We start from the raw sequence: 20,890 nt of genomic DNA, 5'->3' as shown, positions 1-20,890 counted from the left end.
AGTATGAAGAGAAAAGAATATCCAAGGCCGCAGTTTGTCCGTGATACATGGACGAACTTAAATGGTGAATGGCTGTTTATGTTTGATGACGAAAACGAAGGTATACAAAATGGGTGGATCAATGATCCCATGATCTATCAGCAGAAGATTAATGTGCCTTTCGTTTACCAAAGCAGAGAAAGTGGAATCGGTGACCGCACACCGCACGATATTGTTTGGTATATGCGTGGATTTGAGGTGGAAGCCAATCAAGGAGAATCTGTGATTCTGCATTTTGGAGCTATTGACTATGAGGCAGATATATATATAAATGGTCAACATGTCAAAAATCATAAGGGTGGACATACCTCTTTTGATTTAGATATTACTCCTCAGCTGAACGGAACTGGTTGCCAGCAAGTGGCTGTCCGAGCATTTGATCGCCATGACGACGAAAGTACTCCTCGTGGGAAACAATTTTGGGAGCCAGAGTCATCGGCGATCTGGTACACAAATTCTACTGGCATTTGGCAGACCGTCTGGCTAGAAGTGGTGAACGAGATTCACTTATTAAAATCCAAGTTCGTTCCTCGATTCGATGATGGGAAAATTGAAATTACAGCTGAGGTGAGTAAGCTAGTCAGTGATTTATCTTTGAACTATGAGATTACATTCGGAGAGGTCCTGGTAGCTGTAGGATCTGTTTTTTTAAATAAAGCAAAGATTGTTTTCGACGTTGAATTATTTCAAGAACATATTTTCCGGACAAATTTTCATAATGACGGATGGGCTTGGACGCCAGAAAATCCAAAATTATTTAACGTTCAGTTTATATTGAAGCAAAAAGATATGATTCTCGATACTGTAAAAAGTTACTTCGGAATGCGTAAAATCCATACTGAAAAAGGGATGGTTTACTTAAATAATAAACCATACTATCAAAAATTGATTTTAGATCAAGGTTATTGGCCAACTGGCTTACTAACTGCACCAACGGATGAGGCTTTTAAGAAGGATATTTTGCTGGCGAAAGAAATGGGATTCAATGGATGTCGCAAGCATCAGAAAACCGAAGACCCACGCTTTTTGTATTGGGCTGATTCCTTAGGATTTCTAGTCTGGGGAGAATGTGCTGCACCGGCAATTTATAATGAACGATCCGTTGCTAGTTTGATGCATGAGTGGACCGAGATTATTGATCGGGATAGCAACCATCCATCAATCGTTACCTGGGTACCGATCAATGAGAGTTGGGGAGTTCCCTCGATTGGTCATGATCGTCAACAACAGCACTTCTCTCAAGCGATGTATCACATGATCCATGCTTTGGATCCAACTCGCTTGGTAATTTCGAACGATGGGTGGGCGATGACGGAAACTGATATTTGTGCACTCCATAATTACTCTCATGGAACGGAAGCAGAACCTGAGAAATATGAATATTTTAAGGACTCGCTGAGTACAAGGGAAAATTTGATGTCACGAATGACTTCTGCTTGGCCTATCTTTGCTAAAGGGTTTACTTATCATGATCAGCCTATTTTATTGACGGAATTTGGTGGTATCGGTTTTGATGTGTCTGGTCAGCCTGGCTGGGGATACACATCTGCTGAGAATGAAGTAGATTTTCTCAGAAATTATCAAAGAATTCTATCTGCTGTTTATCAATCTGTGGGGTTATGGGGCTATTGTTACACGCAAATTACGGATGTAGAACAAGAAATCAACGGATTGCTTACCTATGACCGCCAGCCAAAAGTTTCATTATCTGAAATAAAAAAAATCAATGATCAGTTTCACGTACCTCAAGTCGATTAGCTATCGTTCTAAAATTGACGCTATCGCTGTAGGCGAATAAAAAGTGATTTGGGAAATGTCAAATGATCTTGAGAATGTTTGGGCGACTAAGCTTCATTATAAAACGATGCATTATCTATTTCGGCATCAAAAATCAACTAAGATCTCATCGTATGCCAGCTATAGTTAATGATCAAGTGAAATCATCTGAATGCATTAATTTATCAGAATCACTACAATGAAATACTGATAAAAATGATGTGGTACAAACGGAAATCATGGATCCATCTAAATACTGTCAAACGGTTCCGGCTAGTCTATTTCTATCAAGAGGTAGAATAAAAATCAGTCTTAAAAATAGTTTGCTGTGAATACTGCTTAGGTCGTCCGAGAGGAAATTATTCAAATAGATGAGGAGTAAACATATGAAAATTGAGCGTAAAACACATCCAAGGCCACAGTTTATCCGTAAAGAGTGGTTATCCTTAGACGGGGAGTGGGCATTCGCCTTTGATGATGATAATAAGGGTAGACAAGAAAATTGGTTTCAGGGATTTGAGAAGTGCCAGATGATTAACGTACCATTTACCTATGAAACTCAGGCAAGTGGGATACATGATGAGAGTCATCATGCTATTTTATGGTATCAAAAAACATTTCAAGCTGAAGCAAAACAGCCACTCACACTGTATTTTGAAGGTGCGGATTATTTAACAGAAGTTTGGGTCAACGGGCAGAAAATTGGATGCCATCAAGGGGCATATAGTCGTTTTTCTTTTTTAATCGACAGTGAACTACGAGATGGGGAGAATCAATTGATTGTTCGAGTAGAGGATTCATTGGCCAATGACCAACCAAGAGGAAAACAACGTTGGTTGAAAGATAATTTTGGTTGTTGGTATGTCCAAACGACAGGAATTTGGAAATCTGTCTGGCTTGAAAAAACACCAATTTATTATTTAGAACAAGTCAAAGTAACACCGGATCTAGATAATGACCAAATGATTTTTGAACCGCAAGTGAAAAAAAGAGGAAGCTATACGTCGTTAATCGAAGAAAATCTGTCTCTAGAAATCAATCTGAGTTTTGCTGGAGAACTAGTTAGTAAATCATTAACTACGCTTACTCACAACAATACACCCGTGATGATGGACACAAGAGTTCATGAAGATGCTTGTTGGGGGACAAGGGTATGGCACCCACTCCATCCGGAGCTATATGATATCCAATATCGGTTACTTGATGAAGACGCTCTCGTCATCGATGAAGTCATTAGTTATTGTGGAATGCGTAAGATAGCGATTGAAGAAGGGCAAATTTTACTGAATAATGAAAAATTGTATCAACGTTTGATTTTGGATCAAGGTTATTGGCCTGAATCTGGGATCACCCCACCTTCGATAGATGCAATGAGAACTGATTTAGAAAAAATATTAGAGATGGGGTATAACGGATTAAGAAAACATCAGAAAATTGAAGATGAACGATTCTTGTACCTATGCGATGAGATGGGATTACTTGTTTGGGTTGAAATGCCATCTACGTACACTTTCAACGATACTGCGATTCAACATTTGGCAAAAGAGTGGTTATCAATTGTGGGGCAGCAATACAACCATCCTTCCGTGATTACGTGGGTTCCTTTCAATGAATCATGGGGTGTTAAAGGTATTCATTCATTGATAAAACCCCAACAATTGACAGAGGGGATTTATCATATGACCAAAGCTATCGATAGCCATCGACCAGTTATTACTAATGACGGATGGGAACATACTATTTCAGATATTCTAACGTTGCATGATTATGAAGAGGTAGGTGGATTGTTTAAACAGCGTTATATGGATAAAGATTCGATAGTGAACAATCAACAAATGTTCAACAACGATTGGTTTGCTTTTGCTCATGGCTACCGATATCAAAACCAGCCAATCATTATTTCTGAGTTTGGTGGGATCGCATTTACGTCAGATTCTGAGAAAGATTGGGGTTATGGTCATCAGGTAAAGGACGAGAAGGCATTTATAGAAAGATTTGATGCAATCCATCAGGCCATACAAGATCTACCATATATCACTGGCTATTGTTATACCCAATTAACGGATGTAGAACAGGAAGTCAACGGTCTACTGGATTCTCAAAGAGTATCTAAGGTGGATTTAGCTAAAATCAAAAAAATAAATCAACGGCGGAATAAATAATGATTTTAGTACTTTGTAAATTGGAGATAGATGCGAATCATTTAGATTTGTGTCTATTTTTTTGTGGAATTTAGGAGCCGACTTTTTTCGTGAGGTGAGTTATATGTATAATGTAGGAAGCAACTAAAGTGAGTTGAAGGAGGAGCCAGATGAGTCGGTCAAGTAAAGTATTAATATCATCTAATAAAAAAGATTCAATCTATGTCCTATCTTGGATCCCAGATACCAAACCAATCGGTGTAGTTCAGTTGGTCCACGGAATGATTGAGCACATTGAACGTTACCACGAGTTTGCGGAATGTTTAACTGCGCAAGGCTATGCGGTGGTCGGTCATGATCACTTAGGGCATGGGCAATCCGTGAAAGAAACACAGGCCTATGGGCATTTTGGTGAAAAAGAGGGCGCCAAACATTTAGTGGCAGATGTGGGAATAGTCCATCAGTACGCCGCTGCTTGCTATCCAGACCGACCATACTTTATCTTAGGTCACAGTATGGGATCGCTGGTTTTGCGGAATTATTTGTTTAGTCAGCCATATCCATTGACAGGAGCGATCATCATGGGCACCACGATGGAAAAAGCTGCGCTGATGCAAGGAGGCAAACTTGTCACGAACTTGTTGCGCCCGTTTGCCGCTCAGCAATGGCCTTATCACGTAATGGAACAGCTAGTTTTTGGTCAGCACAACCGGCGTTTTCGTCCCAATCGGACCGCTAAGGATTGGTTGACCAGTGATCCGCAACAAGTGGATCGCTACTTGAAGGACCCTTACACGCAATTTCATTTTTCCTTAGCGGCTTACAAGGATCTCTTTACATTGACGCAAGCTGCCAGTGATCCGGACCAACTGCGAAGGATTGATCCAGAATTGCCGCTGCTCTTGATTTCAGGTGCAGATGATCCTGTGGGGCACTATGGCAAAAGCGTCCGACAATTGGCTCAGCAGCTGAAGCAAAATGCTGACGTGACGATGTATATGCTCGAACATGGCCGTCATGAGATTTTGAATGAGCGCAACCGCGAGATCGTTTACAATGAAATTTCTCGCTGGCTATTTGAAAAAATGCCGAAATGACGAACGTTAAGAAATTGGTAGTCTTTTCTGAAAATTCAAAATTATTTTCTCTTTTAAGGCTTTTTTCATTTTCAGCTATCTGTTATAATGATTTTCACATCTAACATAAAGGAGAGATTTTTTGTATGACAGTTTATAACTTTTCAGCTGGTCCTGCCGTATTGCCCCGTCCCGTATTGGAGAAAGCACAATCCGAACTTTTGAATTACCGCGGAAGTGGGATGTCCGTTATGGAGCTGAGTCATCGATCCTCCTTGTTTGAAGCGATCATTAAAGATGCAGAAGCACTTTTACGAAAATTAATGGGAATTCCTGAAAACTATCAGGTACTGTTTTTACAAGGCGGCGCGAGTCTCCAATTCAGTATGATCCCTTTGAATCTTGCACAAAACAAAAAAGCCTTATACGTAAATACCGGTTCTTGGTCGAAGAAAGCTATTGAAGCAGCAAAAGCGCTTGGAAACGTGACGGTGGAAGTCGTTGCCTCTAGTGAGGATCAAAACTTTACCTATATTCCAGAAATTTCAGAAGATGCGATCGATCAAGAAGCGGCTTATTTGCATATCACCACGAACAATACCATTGAAGGGACGGCCTTTCAAACGATTCCGCAGGCTGGCAATGTGCCGATCGTAGCAGACATGTCCTCAAATATTTTAGCTAATGACTATCGTGTAGAAGACTTCGGTGTGATTTATGCTGGGGCCCAAAAGAATATTGGCCCTGCAGGGTTGACGGTAGTGATCATCCGAGAAGATTTACTCAATGATGATGCTGTTTTCGCTCCAATGCTGGATTATCGTCTACAGGCTAAAAATGACTCATTGTACAATACACCACCAACGTATGCTATCTATATTGCTAAATTGGTGTTTGAATGGTTGGAAGAATTAGGCGGCATTCCTGCAATTTTAGAACAAGACCGCCAAAAAGCGGCGCTTTTATACGAAACGATCGAAGCCTCTGCTCTTTACAGTAGTCCTGTGGCTGTTGACAGCCGTTCATTAACGAATATTCCTTTTGTAACAGGGGATAAAGCATTAGATCAGCGCTTCAATGAAGAAGCTGTTAAAGCTGGCTTTGAGAACTTGAAGGGGCATCGTTCCGTCGGAGGAATGCGAGCAAGCTTGTACAATGCCTTTCCATTAGCTGGCGTTCAAGCGTTAGTCGACTTTATGAAATCATTTGAAGCGGAGGTCAAATAAATGTTCCAAATCAAAACATTCAATGCGATCGCACCAGAAGGATTACAGCGTTTAGAAAAAGAAAAGTATGCCATCAACGAAAGCGACCAACCGCAAGGGATTTTGCTGCGCAGCCAGAAATTGCACGATTACGCTTTTCCTGAAAGTGTCTTAGGTGTTGCCCGTGCAGGGGCTGGGACCAACAACATTCCCGTCAAAGCATGTACTGAAAATGGGATCGTCGTCTTTAATACGCCAGGTGCCAATGCCAATGCGGTCAAAGAATTAGTGATCGCTAGTCTGCTCTTAAGCGTCCGTCCGATTTTACGAGGTGCCCAATGGGTGCAAACCTTGAGCGGTGATAATGTGGAAGAACAAGCAGAAGCACAAAAAAGTCAATTTGCTGGAACAGAGTTAGAAGGCAAAAAGTTAGGAATCATCGGCCTTGGTTCTATTGGAGCGATGGTCGCCAACGATGCTTATCGTCTAGGGATGGAAGTAGTCGGTTATGATCCTTACGTGTCAGTGGATACTGCTTGGACGATCTCTCGTCGGGTCAAGCGTGCCAATGATATTGCGGAAGTCTTTTCAACCTGTGATTTTATTACGGTTCATGTGCCGCTAATGGAAAACACCCATCATCTCGTTGGGGAAGCCGAACTCGCGAAAATGAAACCAACAACGAAGCTATTCAACTTTTCTCGTAAAGAAATCGTCGATACAGATGCCGTTTTACGTGCGTTAAAAGCCGACCGTTTAGCGGGCTATACGACTGATTTTGCGGATGAACAATTGCTGCACAATGAAAAAGTCCTCGTCTTGCCGCATTTAGGTGCATCAACAGAAGAAGCTGAAGTCAACTGTGCCAAGATGGCAGCCCGAACATTGAAAAAATTCTTGGAATTCGGGACCATCAAGCGCTCGGTGAATTTTCCAACCGTTGAGATGGCCTTTCATTCGCCTTATCGTCTGACGATCATCAATCGCAATGTACCGAATATGTTAGGTCAGATTTCGTCGATCATTGCGGAATCTGGGATCAATATCGACAATATGCTGAATCGTGGACGGGAAGACTTTGCTTACACCCTAGCAGATGTCGCTTCTGAAGATGAAGCCTTGTTGAATCAATTAGCCGATAAACTGCGAGAGAACGAAAATATCGTTCGTGTGCGGGTCATCAAGAATCAGGAGGTTGGGTATTAATGGTTCAAGTATTTCCGTTTAAAGCCATTCGTCCAGAAGCCTCATTGGCAGAAAAAGTGGCCGAGCTGCCTTATGACGTGGTCAATTCACAAGAAGCCGCAGCGTTTGCGCAAGGCAATCCTTACAGCTATTTCCACATCGACCGTTCGGAGATCGACTTGCCAGGAATCGATCCTTATGATCCACAGGTGTATCAAAAAGCGGCAGAAAATCTTGCATCTTTTCAAGAAGCAGGCTGGTTGATCCAAGAAACGACGCCCGCATATTATTTGTATGAATTGACGATGGCTGGTAGAAGCCAAACGGGGCTTGTCGCCTGTACCTCGATCGATGATTACGTCGCTGGGAAAATCAAGAAACACGAGTTTACCCGACCAGAAAAAGAAATCGATCGGATCAATCATATTCTGGCATGTGATGCCAATACAAGTCCGATTTTCTTGAGCTATCGCCAACCAGCAGCAGTCAAAGAAGCAATCGATGCCTGGCAAGCAGAGCATGCGCCGATCTATGATTTTGTCAGCTATCATGAAGTGCAACATCGTGTTTGGCTAATCGATGATCCAGCGCTAGTCGCCTCTTTTGCCCAGCAGTTTCAAGCTGTAGATGCCCTTTATATTGCGGATGGGCATCACCGCACAGAGTCAGCAGTCAAAGTCGGCTTGCAAAAGCGAGCCGATGGCCAAAACAGCCAAGAAAGTGACCGCTTTTTAGCGATCTTATTCCCAGAAAATGAATTAGCGATTTGGGAATACAATCGGGTCTTGCGGGTACCGGTGCCAGAAACTTTTTTTGAGCAGGCAGCCCAGCATTTTACGATTCAAGAAACTACAACGAAGAAACCAGCGCAACGTGGTTCGATTCATCTGTACCTAAACCATGCGTGGTGGGAGTTGACCATCAAACCGGAAGCTGTGCCGCAAGATGCGGTAGGACAGCTGGATGTGTCGCTTTTACAACAATACGTGCTGGCTGATATTTTCGCGATCCAAGATGTGCGGACAGACAAACGCATTGATTTTGTCGGCGGGATTCGTGGTCCAGAAGAATTGGAACGTTTGGTGGATAGCGGAGAATGGACATTGGCTTTTTCCATGTATCCAACGCAAATGGCCGATCTTTTGGCAGTAGCCGATGCGGGAGAAATCATGCCGCCAAAATCAACTTGGTTTGAACCAAAACTGTTGAGCGGTCTGTTTTTACATGATTTAGAAACGAATTAACCAAAAAAGCTTACGAAGCAGCCTCGTAAGCTTTTTTTCGCTATTAGAAGTTGCCGAGTGTTTCGATGATCAAGCGGACATTCAAGACCGTCAATGCAATGGCACAGATCCAGCCTAAGGTAGAGACCCATAGCGGATTCTTGAAACGTTCCCCCATGATTTTTTTTGAGCTGGTAAAAAGAACCAACGGAATCATAGAAACGGGTAAGGCGATGCTTAAAAAGACTTGCGAATAGATCAGCAGATCGTCCAGAGCTTGTTCGTTGCCGCCAAAGTAAATTGTACAAAGCAAGACGGGGATCACCGATAAGCCACGGGTGATCAGACGTCGCGCCCAAGTAGGGATCTTCATATGGATAAATCCTTCCATCACGACTTGCCCCGTCAGTGTCCCAGTGATCGTTGAATTTTGACCAGATGCCAAGAGCGCCACGGCAAACAGAACGCTCAAGACTGGACTGGCGACAGCACCAGCAATGGAGGAATCTTGCAATGCATCAAACAGCGCGGAGAAGGTGCCGACTTCTTCACTATGACCAAAGAACAAGGCGCTTCCTAAGATCAAAAGCAGGCAATTGACCAAAAACGCAGCGGATAATTGGATATTGGAATCCCAAGTAGCGAACCGCACGGCCGTTGCCACTTCTTGGGTATCGCTGCGATCGATTTTTCGTGACTGGGAGATCGAAGAATGCAGATAGAGATTATGTGGCATCACAGTCGCACCAACGATCCCCAACGCCATTGTCAGCTGCCCATGGTTCAAGACTTGTTTTTGCGGAATAAAGCCTTGCAAGACAGCCGGTAGATCCGGTTGAGCAATAATGACTTCGTAACAAAAGACTAGCATAATGACCAAAATCAGTGTCATGACGATCGCTTCGATTTTACGGAAACCTAGTTTCATTAAAAAGAGCAGAAGCAATACATCGAAAATCGTTAAGATGACCCCAACTAATAACGGTAAGCCGAATAGTAGATTGAGAGCGATCGCTCCTCCGATCACTTCCGCGATATCCGTTGCCATGATAGCCAATTCGGTGACGATCCACAAGACAAAGCCTAAACCTTTGCTGGTGTGTTTACGAGTTGCTTGCGCAAGGTCCATCTGGGTCACGATCCCTAGCTTGGCTGCCATGTATTGCAGTAGCATAGCGATCAAACTGGAAATCAAGATCACAGAAAGTAAGAGATAGCCATATTCAGCACCGCCTCCGATCGAGGTGATCCAGTTTCCTGGGTCCATATAGCCCACGGCTACCAATGCCCCAGGACCAGAGAACGCTAAGAGATTGCGCCAAAAGCTGCCGTTTTTTGGGATGGCAACTGTATTATTTATTTCTTCCAAGCTAGGACCGTTGGCCGCTTGGATCAATTTTTTTTCTTCATTCATCGTTTCACGTCCTATCTTTTTAGGTATACCTAAAAACAAATCTATTGTATTCCTCATTTATGAATTTTTCAAGAGAAACCTTTTGGAAGTCAGAAGGAAGGACAAAAAAACAGCAGCCAAGGGGATGGCTGCTGCCTGTTAGGTTTTCTTATAAAATTAGTCGGCGCGTAAAGCAATCGCTGCATCTTTCTTCGCTGCCATTCGAGCTGGAATGTGGCCGCCAATCATCGTTAGGACGGTGCTGACGGCAATCAAGATCAGGCCGTGGACCGGATTTAATTGAGCAACATTTTCGAGATCAGTCATGCTATATAAGATCGCGTTGATCGGGAATGTGGCTAACCAAGCAATTAGGACACCTAAAGCCCCTGAAGCGATCCCTAAAATACAGGTTTCGGCATCAAAGACGCGGGTGATGTCTTTTTTACGAGCACCTAATGCTTTTAAGACCCCAATTTCTTTGGTACGTTCTAGCACAGAGGTGTAGGTGATGATACCGATCATGATCATGCTAGTTACCAAGGAGATCCCTGCAAAAGCGATCAAGACGTAGGTGATCGCATCCATCAAGCCACCAGTCAATTGAGTCATCGTACCCGCTAAATCGGAATAAACGATTTGGTCTTCTTTGTCTTTGCCTTTGTTGAAGTCATCCAAGTAATCAAGGATTTTTTCTTTGGCACTGAAATCATTCGGATAGATCATAATGCTGTTTGGTAAATCACTGCCGCCAAGATAAGCGATCAATGAATCTTTGGCACTTTCGTCAACGGGTTCATTCGTCATCACGTTGGTGTCGCTGTCTTTTTGTGCTTGGACGATCGCTGAGTCTTGGTTTTCTTTGATGACTTCTTGCGCGAGGGCATCACTGTAAGCAATACCGGTTGACAGCAAGTTCATCGTAGAGTTTTGCTTGATACGTAAGATTCCGCTGATCGTTAATTCTTTGTTGTTGCTGTTATCGAAAACTTCATTTAAATCTTGGTTTGGAATGAAGTTTCCAGTCGGCAATTCGGTGTAAAAGGCATCATTATACGCCAATGTGATTTTTGTTCCCACGATATCGTCGAAGGAAACCGTGTCACCATCTTCAATATCAAAACCGAGATTGATCAATGCATTGACATTCGTTACGTTGTTTTCATCGACGATCAAAACGACATCTGTGCTGGCACTTGGGTAGCTGCCTTCTAAAAGGTCATAGTTGTCTTTTAAGAAATTGCCGTTATCCTCTGATAACTGCTCAGGGAAAGTCGACACCCCAATACCGGTTGAGGCACTCATGGCAGACATCATGGCATTGGTCTGTTCATTGTCAGGCGACGCGTTGGAGAAGCTGACTTGTTCCACATTGTCATCGATCTTGCGGAAAAGATTCAAGGAAGTGGAACGAGTGTAGCCGATATTGTTGCTTAATTCAGGATCAATGTCGTTGATGTAATCGAGAAACTCTTGATCGATTTTGTTGATATGAGTTGCACGATCCGTATCACTTAATTTGGCAGTGACCTCTTTATCTGAAGGGAAATCTTCCGATTTATCCCGCGTACCCATCGCTGATGGATCTTGTTCAGTGGCCACTTGTGAGATCGTGATCGGAAAACGAGCTAATGTTTCTGACTGGGTATTGTCGATTTGTTTTTGGAATCCCGTTGACAGTGACAAAACAATGGCGATTCCGATGATTCCGATACTAGAAGCAAAGGCTGTCAAGAAGGTGCGCCCTTTTTTTGTGCGGATATTGTTAAACGACAAACGTAAGGCCGTCATGAAACTCATTTTTGTGTGCTTTAATTCGAATTGGTCTTTCTTTTGTCCTTCGACATGGGGGTTTGAATCTTTTATGATTCGTCCGTCTTTGAACTCAATGATCCGTCCAGCGTATTTGTGGGCCAATTCAGGATTATGGGTAACCATGATGACCAATTTTTCTTTTGATAGTTCTTGGATCAGTTCCATGATTTGGACACTGGTCTCTGAATCCAAGGCACCTGTTGGTTCATCACAAAGAAGGATATCAGGATCATTTGCTAAGGCACGAGCGATCGCTACCCGCTGCATTTGACCACCAGAAAGCTGATTTGGTTTTTTGTGCATATGCTCAGCTAAGCCCACACGCGTCAAAGCATCGGTTGCTTTTGCGCGTTTTTCTTCTTTTGACACACCGCTCAAGGTCATCCCAAGCTCGACGTTGTCGATGATGCCTAAATGACTGATCAAATTGTAGCTTTGGAAGACAAAGCCGATCGAATTGTTCCGATACGCATCCCAGTCACGATCTTTAAAGGATTTCGTTGATTTGCCGTTGATGATCATATCACCAGAATCGTAATTATCTAAGCCGCCGATCACGTTCAACATGGTTGTTTTCCCAGAGCCGCTTGGCCCTAAAATGGCAACAAACTCTTGTTTACGAAAGGCGACGGAGACACCATCGAGGGCTTTTGTAGTACTGGAGCCAACCGTATAATACTTCTTGATATCTTTTAATTCTAACATGCTGTCACTCTTTTCTTGCCGTTTTCACGATTATTTTCATTATGTAACCACGCTATCATAATGGTTAACAAAAATCAACGATTATCATTGTTTAAACAAATAATTTATACTAAACTAAAGACAGAAAAGAGGGAGAGTATGGAAAAAGCGTTAGGAACATTCAATATGGCGGTATTTGCGGAAATCTTTTCGCTGATGGGAAACATATTGTTTGAAGAAATCGGTCTGGAAGATTTAAAATTGACCAAAATGGAAATCTTGGAACTCGTGGTGATCTCTAGTAATGAAGGAATTACGATGTCCGAGTTGGCCCAACAAATCGGTACATCAAAAGTCCAAATCAGTCGTTCGATCTCGGGGTTGGAAAAGGCTGGCTTTGTGGTACGCAAAACCAACGGCGTCAATCGTCGCAACGTCAATGTTTATTTGGAAGAAGCTGGGAAGCAGTTGTTTGTCCAAAAGAAAAAACAAGTGGAAGACCGCTTGAATGCCAAAACCGCTCAAATGGCTGTGGAAGATATCCAGCAGTTGAGTCAGTCGTTGACGGAGGCAGTGGGGATCTTGCGGAAATATGACATTTTACGGACTGGCAATCAATGTGAGAAGAAGACACCGTTTGATTAAAAATGGGTGAAGCAATCGTTTGCTTTTTAATTACTGAATTAATTTCATATTAACTTATATTATCGATTTTTTAGATAAAGCAACCGATTGCGTTTTTCTCTTGTTTTGACTTCTGATTTGTGCGACAATGAGTATATCAAACAAGTCAAAGGAGTCTGCTATGAATACTACTGCCATCTATCATCGTCCCGAAAGTGAATTTGCGTATTTGTACGAGAAGGATAAAATGCATATCCGTTTGCGTACCGCCCGTCAAGACGTCCGCCATGTCCAGCTGCTTTGCGGTGATCCTTACACACTGTATAAAGAAGCGTGGTACCAACAAAGAATTGAAATGCAAAAAATTCTTTCCACGGACTTGCATGATTATTGGCAAGTATCGGTCGGAGCAGAATTCCGCCGTTTGTCTTACGGCTTTTCCATCGAAAGTTACGATGGGTTGCATGTCTTCTATGGGGATCACGGGGTCTATCCCTTTGAACAGCAATATTTAGAAATGAACAACAATTATTTTCGGATGCCTTACTTCCAAGAAGCCGATCGTTTCAAAATTCCCGAGTGGGCGAAAGAAACGGTTTGGTATCAAATTTTCCCTGAGCGCTTTGCGAACGGGGATCCATCAAATGATCCAGAAGGTGTATTGCCGTGGGGCTCAAAAAATCCCGATCGCCAAGACTTTTTCGGTGGGGACCTACAAGGGGTCATCGATCATTTGGATTATCTTGTCGATCTAGGGATCAATGGGATCTATTTCTGTCCGATTTTTGAGGCCTATTCGAATCACAAGTATGATACCATCGATTATTTGGCCATCGATCCTGCTTTTGGTGATAACGATACCTTTAAACGATTAGTGGAGGAATGCCACAAACGCGGCATCAAAGTTATGTTGGATGCTGTTTTCAACCATATGGGGGATACTTCGCATCAATGGCTAGATGTCATTAAAAACGGCAAAGATTCGCCGTTTGCTGATTGGTTCCACATCAATGAGTTTCCTGTCAACTACAAAGAAGGGGAAAACTTTGAAGACGCTTATGACATCACCTATGATGTTTTTGCCTTTACGCCGCATATGCCGAAACTCAATACGGAAAATCCCGATGTGCAAGATTATTTGTTGAAGATCGCTCGTTATTGGATCGAAGAATTTGATATCGATGCTTGGCGCTTGGACGTGGCGAATGAAGTTAGTCACTTCTTCTGGAAAAAATTCCGCCAAGTGTGTGATGAGGCCAAAGATGATTTTTATATCCTTGGGGAAATTTGGCATTCTTCTCAACGCTGGTTACAAGGCGACGAGTTTCATGCAGTGATGAACTACGCCTTTACAGATGCAATTATTGAATATTTTGTCAAAGACGAGATCTCCATGACGAAAATGGTCTCGGAATTAAATAACCAGCTGATGTTGTATCGGGAGCAAACCAACCAAGTGCAGTTCAATATTTTGGATTCTCATGATACCCCGCGTTTGTTAACTTTGGCTCGGGGAGACAAAGACTTGATGCGCCAAGTGATGGCCTTTACGTATCTGCAACAAGGCGTTCCTTGCCTGTATTACGGTGATGAGATTGGTTTGACCGGTGATATGGATCCGGATTGTCGTAAATGTATGATTTGGGATGAGGAAAAGCAAGATCGTGATTTGCTGCATTTCACCCAGTCATTGATCAAACTACGCAAAGACAACCAAAAAGTCTTATCTGAAGGTTCCTTGAGTTGGAACTGGGTTTCGGAAGAAGATGGCCTGATCATTTTCGAACGAGAGTTGGGGGCACAGCGGATCATCGGTATTTTCAACACTGGCGAGGACCAACTTACACTCTCTCGTCCTGATTCAATTTTGATGGAACAGTTTGTCCAACTGGAAGATGAGACGATGATCATTGATAACAAAGGCTTTGCTATCGTGAAAGTAAATAACGAAGAATCGAATGAAGCATAAAAATGAGGCAAGAATTGCATATGCAATTCTTGCCTCATTCAATGTTTTGGGTATTTTTAATTTCCCCATGCACGTTGGAAAGAATCTTCCCCAAAATTCCTTCTGTCGGTATTATATCCTATAACACCTAAATGTGACAAATGATAACCCTTAAATATAGGTAGTTTTTTCCAAAAACGGGGAAAACGATTGAAAATTTAGATAGTTCTGCCTTCTTTTTGCGCTTCTTTCCACGAAAGGTCTTTTCTTTTTTACAAGATATGATAAACTAGTAAAAATGTATTTTTATTCGAGGAGTGATTTGATGAGTACAGAGTATCACATAGCAGTTGTCGGAGCTACCGGCGCAGTAGGAACAAAAATGATTGAGATGTTGGAGAAGACCACGTTGCCGATCAAAAAAATAACGTTGTTGGCATCCAAACGTTCTGCTGGGAAGACCCTTGTGTTCAAAAATGAACCGCTCGTTATTCAAGAGCTGACCGCAGATTCCTTTGCGGGAGTCGATATTGCATTGTTCAGTGCCGGTGGTGGCATTTCAAAACAATTTGCTCCAGAAGCAGTCAAACACGGTGCAGTCGTGATCGACAATACCAGTCATTTTCGGATGGATCCGAATGTTCCTCTAGTCGTTCCTGAGGTGAATCCTCATACATTAGCGCAACATAAAGGAATCATTGCCAATCCGAATTGTTCAACGATTCAAATGATGGTGGCATTAGAACCGATTCGTCAAAAAGTCGGTTTATCGAGGGTCTTGGTTTCAACGTATCAAGCAGTTTCCGGTGCTGGCGCACAAGCCTTGGCTGAATTGACTCGTGAATCTCAAGAACTATTAGCCGGCAAAGCCGCTGATGAACTAAACCCTGAGATTTTACCAGCAGGCAGCGATAAAAAGCACTACCCAATCGCGTTTAACGCTTTGCCGCAAATCGATGTTTTTGCCGAAGAGGATTATACTTACGAAGAGTGGAAAATGATCAATGAAACGAAGAAGATCATGGAAGATACGCAGATCAAAGTAGCAGCTACGTGTGTGAGAATCCCTGTGTTTAGCGGTCATTCGGAGTCGATTTATATCGAGACCAAAGACCATGCCAGTGTTGAGGAAGTTAGGCAGTGGATCAGCGAAGCGCCAGGAGCTGTCTTACAAGATGATCCGAGTCAACAAGTATATCCGCAAGCTTTGACCAGTGTGGACAAAACGGAAACCTTTGTTGGTCGGATTCGCAAAGACTTGGATGTCGAAAACGGCTTGCATTTATGGGTCGTTTCTGATAATTTACTGAAAGGTGCGGCATGGAACTCCGTTCAAATCGCCGAAAGCCTGCATCAGCAAGGATTAGTTCATGTGTAAACCATAAGTTTTTCAGAAAAGTGTGGTGAATGCCACGCTTTTCTTTTTTTTGTTGTATAATAATAGGGACGGCTTATGCTTGGGAAATAATACAGTAGAAAAAAATTAAGAGGTGAATAAAAGTGGAAACGATAAAAATCATTCCTCTTGGCGGTGTACGCGAAAACGGAAAGAACATGTACATTGCTGAAGTTGGCGAGGATATATTTGTGCTGGATTGCGGTGTCCGTTATCCAGAAAATGAATTATTAGGGATCGATACAGTGATTCCAGACTTCACATATTTAGAAGAAAATGCCGACCGTGTGGCGGGTGTCTTCTTGACCCACGGGCATGCAGATGCGATTGGTGCATTGCCTTATTTCTTGGAGAATATCCAAGTACCGGTCTTTGGGACCGAGTTAACGATCGAACTAGCAAAATTGACCGTGAATAAAAATGAAGCTACCAAGCGCTTCAAAGATTTTCATGTGATCGATGAACATTCGGAGATCGACTTTGGCCATGCGACCATCAGCTTTTTCCGTACGACCCACTCTATCCCTGATTCTGTTGGAATCAGCGTAAAAACAGAAGCTGGCAATATCGTTTATACAGGAGATTTCAAGTTTGACCAAACAGCGATCCCTATGTATCAAACCGATTTTGGCCGCTTAGCGGAAATTGGAAAAGAAGGCGTCTTAGCATTGCTAAGTACGTCTTCAAATGCCGAAAATCCAACGCCGATTGCTTCTGAATTGACGATCCAAGATGAAGTTTATGACAATATCCGTTACTGGGAAGGTCGGATCATCGTCGCTAGCGTTGCTAGCAATTTACAACGGGTGCAACAAGTACTAGATGCGGCATTTCGTTCTGATCGCAAAGTCGTTTTGACCGGGCAAGATTTTGGTCGGATCATCAAAACGGCCATGAAGTTAGGGAAATTAAAATTACCTGCCGAAGACTTGCTGATCACCCAAAAAGAAATGAAAAAATACTCAGACGAACAGTTGTTGATTTTAGAAACAGGTCGCATGGGGGAACCAATCAAAGCGTTGCAAAAAATGGCCAACGGCTCTCACCGGACGCTGCGCATCAAAGAAGGAGATCTTGTTTACATCACAACGACGCCGACAACGGCAATGGAAACGGTGGTTGCGAAAACGGAAGATATCATCTATCGCGCTGGCGGTACCGTAAAACAGATCTCAGATAATTTCCGTGTTTCTGGTCATGCCAACCCGAATGATCTGCAGCTGATGTTGAATATGATGAAGCCGAAGTACTTTATCCCTATTCAAGGCGAGTACCGCCAATTAGCCGCCCATGTGGACTTGGCGCAAGAAGTCGGGATTCCGATGAAAAATATCTTCATTACTGCACGTGGAGATGTGTTAGAATACAAAAAAGGCGAAATGCTTGCCGCAGGTGCGGTTCCAGCTGAAAACGTCATGATCGATGGGATCGGTGTCGGTGACATTGGGAATATCGTCCTGCGAGACCGCAAAGTCTTATCTGAAGACGGAATCTTCGTTGCGGTAGTGACGATCAATCGTCGTGAAAAGAAAATTATTTCTGCCCCTCAAATCACTTCTCGCGGGTTTGTCTACGTGAAAGCCAGCCGTGACCTGATTCGTGAAAGTGGCGAGATCGTAGAAGAAATCGTAGAAAAACACCTTCATGATGAAGAGTTTGAATGGAGCAAATTGAAACAAGATATCCGTGATCGTTTGAGTCGTTTCTTGTTTGAACAAACCAAACGCCGTCCCGTCATCTTGCCGGTCATCATGGAATCAAGCCAAAGAAATCGCAACCGTAAATAATTCGTTTTGACCTACTGACAAAAGCAGGTGAAAGAATAGCCGTTTGACGGCCGATTTCTTTTCACCGAAGCTTTTGTCTTTTTTTGTGAAGAAAACAAGCGGCGGTTTTTTTACAAAATGACCTTTATTTTGGTTGTGATAAGCAGATAAGGATTGACGACGAATGGATTTCGATCAATAATACAAAGTTGTCCCCCTAAGACTAGAGGAACAAAACAAGCAAAGAGAGGATGGTCGATTTGTGAATAGTTATCAAGAAAATCCCGTAGTACAACAGAGAAAGTGGTGGATTCTCATTGCTGTTTCGATGTTTACCTTTATGTCAACATTGGATGGGAGTATCGTAAATATCGCTTTGCCGACGATCTCGGCAGATATGGGTGTACCTATGAATCAAGCGGAATGGGTCGTATCCGTCTACTTGATGATCGTTTGTGCCTGCCTTTTATTATTCGGTAAGGTAGGGGACAGTTGGGGCAAAATCAAAGTATTCCGCTTGGGGATGCTGATCTTTATTATCGGTTCGCTGTTATGCGGGTTTAATCACTCCTTAGCATTTCTGCTATTTGCCCGAGTGGTGCAAGCGATCGGTGCTAGCATGACAATGGCGACGAATACCGGAATTATTACTGAAGTCTTTCCTATGAGTGAACGAGGACGCGCCTTAGGGATGATCGGTGCCTTTGTTTCGTTAGGCTCCATCGCCGGTCCTGGATTAGGCGGAGTGATTTTGGCGCATTTTTCTTGGCCGTTTATTTTTTGGATCAATGTTCCTGTCGGTATTCTGACGATGATTGCTGGAGAAAAGGTGTTGCCAAAAGATATCACCATGAGTCATGATTCCATCGATAAAACCGGGTTTGTGCTGTTTTCAATTGCAATTATTAGCTTCTTCGGCGGCATTTTTCTTGGACAAGAGCGTGGCTTTCTAACGTGGCTGCCGCTGCTGTTGGTGGGGATCGCCTTAGTGGCATTCATCGTCTTTTTGCGAGTAGAAGCGCGTGTGAGCAAACCGCTGATTACCTTTGGGATCTTTCGTAATAAAATTTTCACCATGAGCCTGATTACGGCGTTGCTGATCTTTTCTGCAAACTTTTTTGTCAATGTCGTGATTCCCTTTTACTTGCAAAGTGCCCGAGGCTTAACGCCGAGCGTGGCAGGAATGCTGATGATGGTCTTTCCTTTGATGATGGTCATTGGTTCACCACTTAGCGGGTATTTGACGGACCGCGTAGGACCGGAGATTTTGGTCTTAGCTGGCTTAGCGTTACTATCCATCACTCAGCTGATGTATATGTTTATGAATCAGCATACGCCGATTTGGTATTATATCGTTGCCACTGCCATCATGGGGTTAGGCAATTCGTTGTTCCAATCCCCCAACAATACGATGGTGATGAGCAGTGTCACCAAAGAAAACCTTGGGGTGGCAGGTAGTCTAAATTCCTTTGCCCGCAATTTGGGCATGGTCTTAGGGATATCCTTAGCAACGACGATTCTTTATGCCGCAATGAGTCAAGCGTATGGGAAGCATGTGACGACCTATATCGCAGGTCGGGCAGATATTTTTGCCTATGGCATGAAAATTACCTTCTTTGGGGCGTTTCTTCTTTGCATCACAGCGTTATTCTTAACAGTCTGGCGCATCTATAAACAAGGCGGACGTAAGAAAACGCTATGATTGCTTGAAATCATCAGGTCGAACTGTTCTATTCCTTATTCAGAGAGGGTAGAACAGTTTTTTTCATTTTTCTTGACAAGAACCAGAAAAAGGACGGATGTATTAAAGTTGCCAGAATTTGTGCTTTTGGATTTCTGGCGTTATCTGTTATAATGAAAAATATTAGACTGTATTACTTAGATGGAAAGGGGAATGTTGTATGAAACTCACGTATCACGGACACTCAGTGCTTGCTATCCAATTAGCGGATGGCCAAAAATTGTTGTTTGACCCTTTTATTACTGGAAATGCTCTGACTGATTTGGATGCAGAGACAGTGGAAACCGATTGGCTTTTGATCACGCATGGTCATAGTGATCATATTGGAGACATGGTGCCGATCGCCAAAAGAAACGAAGCGCCAGTGATCAGTGTCGTTGAAATTTGCCGCTATGCAGCCCGCAAAGGCGTTGCTGAGACGCATGGCATGAATATGGGAGGCTCTTTTGAGTTTCCGTTTGGCAAAATCTCAATGGTGGAAGCAAAACACAGCTCTGGTCTTGAAGAAGACGGTACGATGATCTATATGGGCAATCCTGTTGGAATCATTTTAGAAGCAGAAGGAAAAACCATCTACCACGCTGGAGATACTGCACTCTTTAGCGATATGGCGATGATCGGTGAACGTTTCGACATCGATGTGGCATTTTTACCGATCGGGGATAATTTTACGATGGGCGTTCAAGATGCCGCAACAGCAGCGGCGCTTTTAAACGCGAGCAAAGTAGTACCGATCCATTACAATACGTTTCCAATGATCAAGCAAGATCCGCAAACCTTCGTGAATTTATTGCCGGCAGGAGTGGGCCAGATCCTTGCAGTCGGTGAGACATTAGAAGTTTAAGCAACAGGAAGATTCGTAGTAGGAATAGGGGATA

At 43.0% G+C, this 20,890-nt stretch carries 14 protein-coding genes; 12 read left to right on the top strand and 2 right to left on the bottom strand.

Features of this window, described 5'->3' with window-relative positions; genetic code table 11:
• Positions 1 to 3: 3 nt before the first annotated feature.
• From FJU10_RS05085 to FJU10_RS05060, 6 genes are all read left to right on the top strand, one after another.
• Complete coding sequence (locus FJU10_RS05085; RefSeq protein ID WP_140965318.1) at positions 4 to 1,797, top strand: glycoside hydrolase family 2 protein; 1,794 nt, start codon at positions 4 to 6, stop codon at positions 1,795 to 1,797.
• 404 nt (positions 1,798 to 2,201) lie between these two features.
• Positions 2,202 to 3,977: a glycoside hydrolase family 2 protein gene (locus tag FJU10_RS05080; RefSeq protein WP_077452123.1), complete on the top strand. Its 1,776-nt coding sequence runs from the start codon at positions 2,202 to 2,204 to the stop codon at positions 3,975 to 3,977.
• 149 nt (positions 3,978 to 4,126) lie between these two features.
• Entirely contained in the window at positions 4,127 to 5,053 is a 927-nt protein-coding gene (locus FJU10_RS05075; protein ID WP_140965317.1) for an alpha/beta fold hydrolase, read from the top strand.
• A gap of 125 nt (positions 5,054 to 5,178) precedes the next feature.
• Entirely contained in the window at positions 5,179 to 6,258 is a 1,080-nt protein-coding gene (serC, locus tag FJU10_RS05070; RefSeq protein ID WP_005228215.1) for a 3-phosphoserine/phosphohydroxythreonine transaminase, read from the top strand.
• On the top strand, positions 6,259 to 7,443 hold the full coding sequence (locus FJU10_RS05065) for a phosphoglycerate dehydrogenase (protein ID WP_140965316.1): 1,185 nt from the start codon (positions 6,259 to 6,261) through the stop codon (positions 7,441 to 7,443). It abuts the gene before it with no gap.
• Positions 7,443 to 8,666, top strand: coding sequence for a DUF1015 domain-containing protein (locus tag FJU10_RS05060; protein ID WP_140965315.1), 1,224 nt, complete (start codon positions 7,443 to 7,445; stop codon positions 8,664 to 8,666). Before FJU10_RS05065 ends, FJU10_RS05060 begins: the two co-directional genes overlap by 1 nt.
• Before the next feature lie 43 nt (positions 8,667 to 8,709).
• Here the strand turns inward: FJU10_RS05060 and FJU10_RS05055 are convergent, their stop codons facing one another.
• A complete protein-coding gene (locus FJU10_RS05055) occupies positions 8,710 to 10,059 on the bottom strand; it encodes an Nramp family divalent metal transporter (RefSeq protein WP_077452117.1) in 1,350 nt (449 codons plus the stop codon).
• 156 nt (positions 10,060 to 10,215) lie between these two features.
• The gene (locus FJU10_RS05050) at positions 10,216 to 12,558 is read right to left on the bottom strand and encodes an ABC transporter ATP-binding protein/permease (protein WP_140965314.1); all 2,343 of its coding nucleotides are present in this window, start codon (positions 12,556 to 12,558) and stop codon (positions 10,216 to 10,218) included.
• Positions 12,559 to 12,696: 138 nt separating this feature from the next.
• Here FJU10_RS05050 and FJU10_RS05045 point away from each other — a divergent pair, with 138 nt between their 5' ends.
• The 6 genes from FJU10_RS05045 to FJU10_RS05020 all read left to right on the top strand — a co-directional run bounded on the left by FJU10_RS05045 (position 12,697) and on the right by FJU10_RS05020 (position 20,856).
• Entirely contained in the window at positions 12,697 to 13,182 is a 486-nt protein-coding gene (locus tag FJU10_RS05045) for a MarR family winged helix-turn-helix transcriptional regulator (RefSeq protein WP_008380390.1), read from the top strand.
• 160 nt (positions 13,183 to 13,342) lie between these two features.
• On the top strand, positions 13,343 to 15,130 hold the full coding sequence (locus FJU10_RS05040; RefSeq protein WP_034872136.1) for a glycoside hydrolase family 13 protein: 1,788 nt from the start codon (positions 13,343 to 13,345) through the stop codon (positions 15,128 to 15,130).
• A 304-nt stretch (positions 15,131 to 15,434) separates the two neighbouring features.
• A complete protein-coding gene (locus FJU10_RS05035; protein ID WP_140965313.1) occupies positions 15,435 to 16,487 on the top strand; it encodes an aspartate-semialdehyde dehydrogenase in 1,053 nt (350 codons plus the stop codon).
• 122 nt (positions 16,488 to 16,609) lie between these two features.
• The gene (locus tag FJU10_RS05030; protein ID WP_010749981.1) at positions 16,610 to 18,292 is read left to right on the top strand and encodes a ribonuclease J; all 1,683 of its coding nucleotides are present in this window, start codon (positions 16,610 to 16,612) and stop codon (positions 18,290 to 18,292) included.
• 241 nt (positions 18,293 to 18,533) lie between these two features.
• Positions 18,534 to 19,973 carry an MFS transporter gene (locus FJU10_RS05025; protein ID WP_140965312.1) on the top strand — a complete coding sequence of 480 codons (1,440 nt, stop codon included), beginning with the start codon at positions 18,534 to 18,536 and terminating at the stop codon, positions 19,971 to 19,973.
• A 199-nt stretch (positions 19,974 to 20,172) separates the two neighbouring features.
• Positions 20,173 to 20,856 (top strand): metal-dependent hydrolase, encoded by a 684-nt coding sequence (locus FJU10_RS05020; protein WP_005233945.1) that lies wholly within the window; start codon positions 20,173 to 20,175, stop codon positions 20,854 to 20,856.
• Positions 20,857 to 20,890 lie beyond the last annotated feature (34 nt).

This window comes from Enterococcus sp. OL5, from assembly GCF_006491895.1.
Lineage (GTDB): Bacteria > Bacillota > Bacilli > Lactobacillales > Enterococcaceae > Enterococcus_D > Enterococcus_D innesii.
The sequence above is the reverse complement of the archived record's forward strand: the minus strand, read 5'-3'. Positions and strand labels throughout refer to the sequence as shown.

What these genes read in the sequence shown, in the direction of transcription:
- FJU10_RS05085 (WP_140965318.1), top strand. Translation starts at nt 4, where the DNA reads ATGAAGAGAAAAGAATATCCAAGGCCGCAGTTTGTCCGTGATACATGG.
- FJU10_RS05080 (WP_077452123.1), top strand. Translation starts at nt 2,202, where the DNA reads ATGAAAATTGAGCGTAAAACACATCCAAGGCCACAGTTTATCCGTAAA.
- FJU10_RS05075 (WP_140965317.1), top strand. Translation starts at nt 4,127, where the DNA reads ATGAGTCGGTCAAGTAAAGTATTAATATCATCTAATAAAAAAGATTCA.
- serC (WP_005228215.1), top strand. Translation starts at nt 5,179, where the DNA reads ATGACAGTTTATAACTTTTCAGCTGGTCCTGCCGTATTGCCCCGTCCC.
- FJU10_RS05065 (WP_140965316.1), top strand. Translation starts at nt 6,259, where the DNA reads ATGTTCCAAATCAAAACATTCAATGCGATCGCACCAGAAGGATTACAG.
- FJU10_RS05060 (WP_140965315.1), top strand. Translation starts at nt 7,443, where the DNA reads ATGGTTCAAGTATTTCCGTTTAAAGCCATTCGTCCAGAAGCCTCATTG.
- FJU10_RS05055 (WP_077452117.1), bottom strand. Translation starts at nt 10,059, where the DNA reads ATGAATGAAGAAAAAAAATTGATCCAAGCGGCCAACGGTCCTAGCTTG.
- FJU10_RS05050 (WP_140965314.1), bottom strand. Translation starts at nt 12,558, where the DNA reads ATGTTAGAATTAAAAGATATCAAGAAGTATTATACGGTTGGCTCCAGT.
- FJU10_RS05045 (WP_008380390.1), top strand. Translation starts at nt 12,697, where the DNA reads ATGGAAAAAGCGTTAGGAACATTCAATATGGCGGTATTTGCGGAAATC.
- FJU10_RS05040 (WP_034872136.1), top strand. Translation starts at nt 13,343, where the DNA reads ATGAATACTACTGCCATCTATCATCGTCCCGAAAGTGAATTTGCGTAT.
- FJU10_RS05035 (WP_140965313.1), top strand. Translation starts at nt 15,435, where the DNA reads ATGAGTACAGAGTATCACATAGCAGTTGTCGGAGCTACCGGCGCAGTA.
- FJU10_RS05020 (WP_005233945.1), top strand. Translation starts at nt 20,173, where the DNA reads ATGAAACTCACGTATCACGGACACTCAGTGCTTGCTATCCAATTAGCG.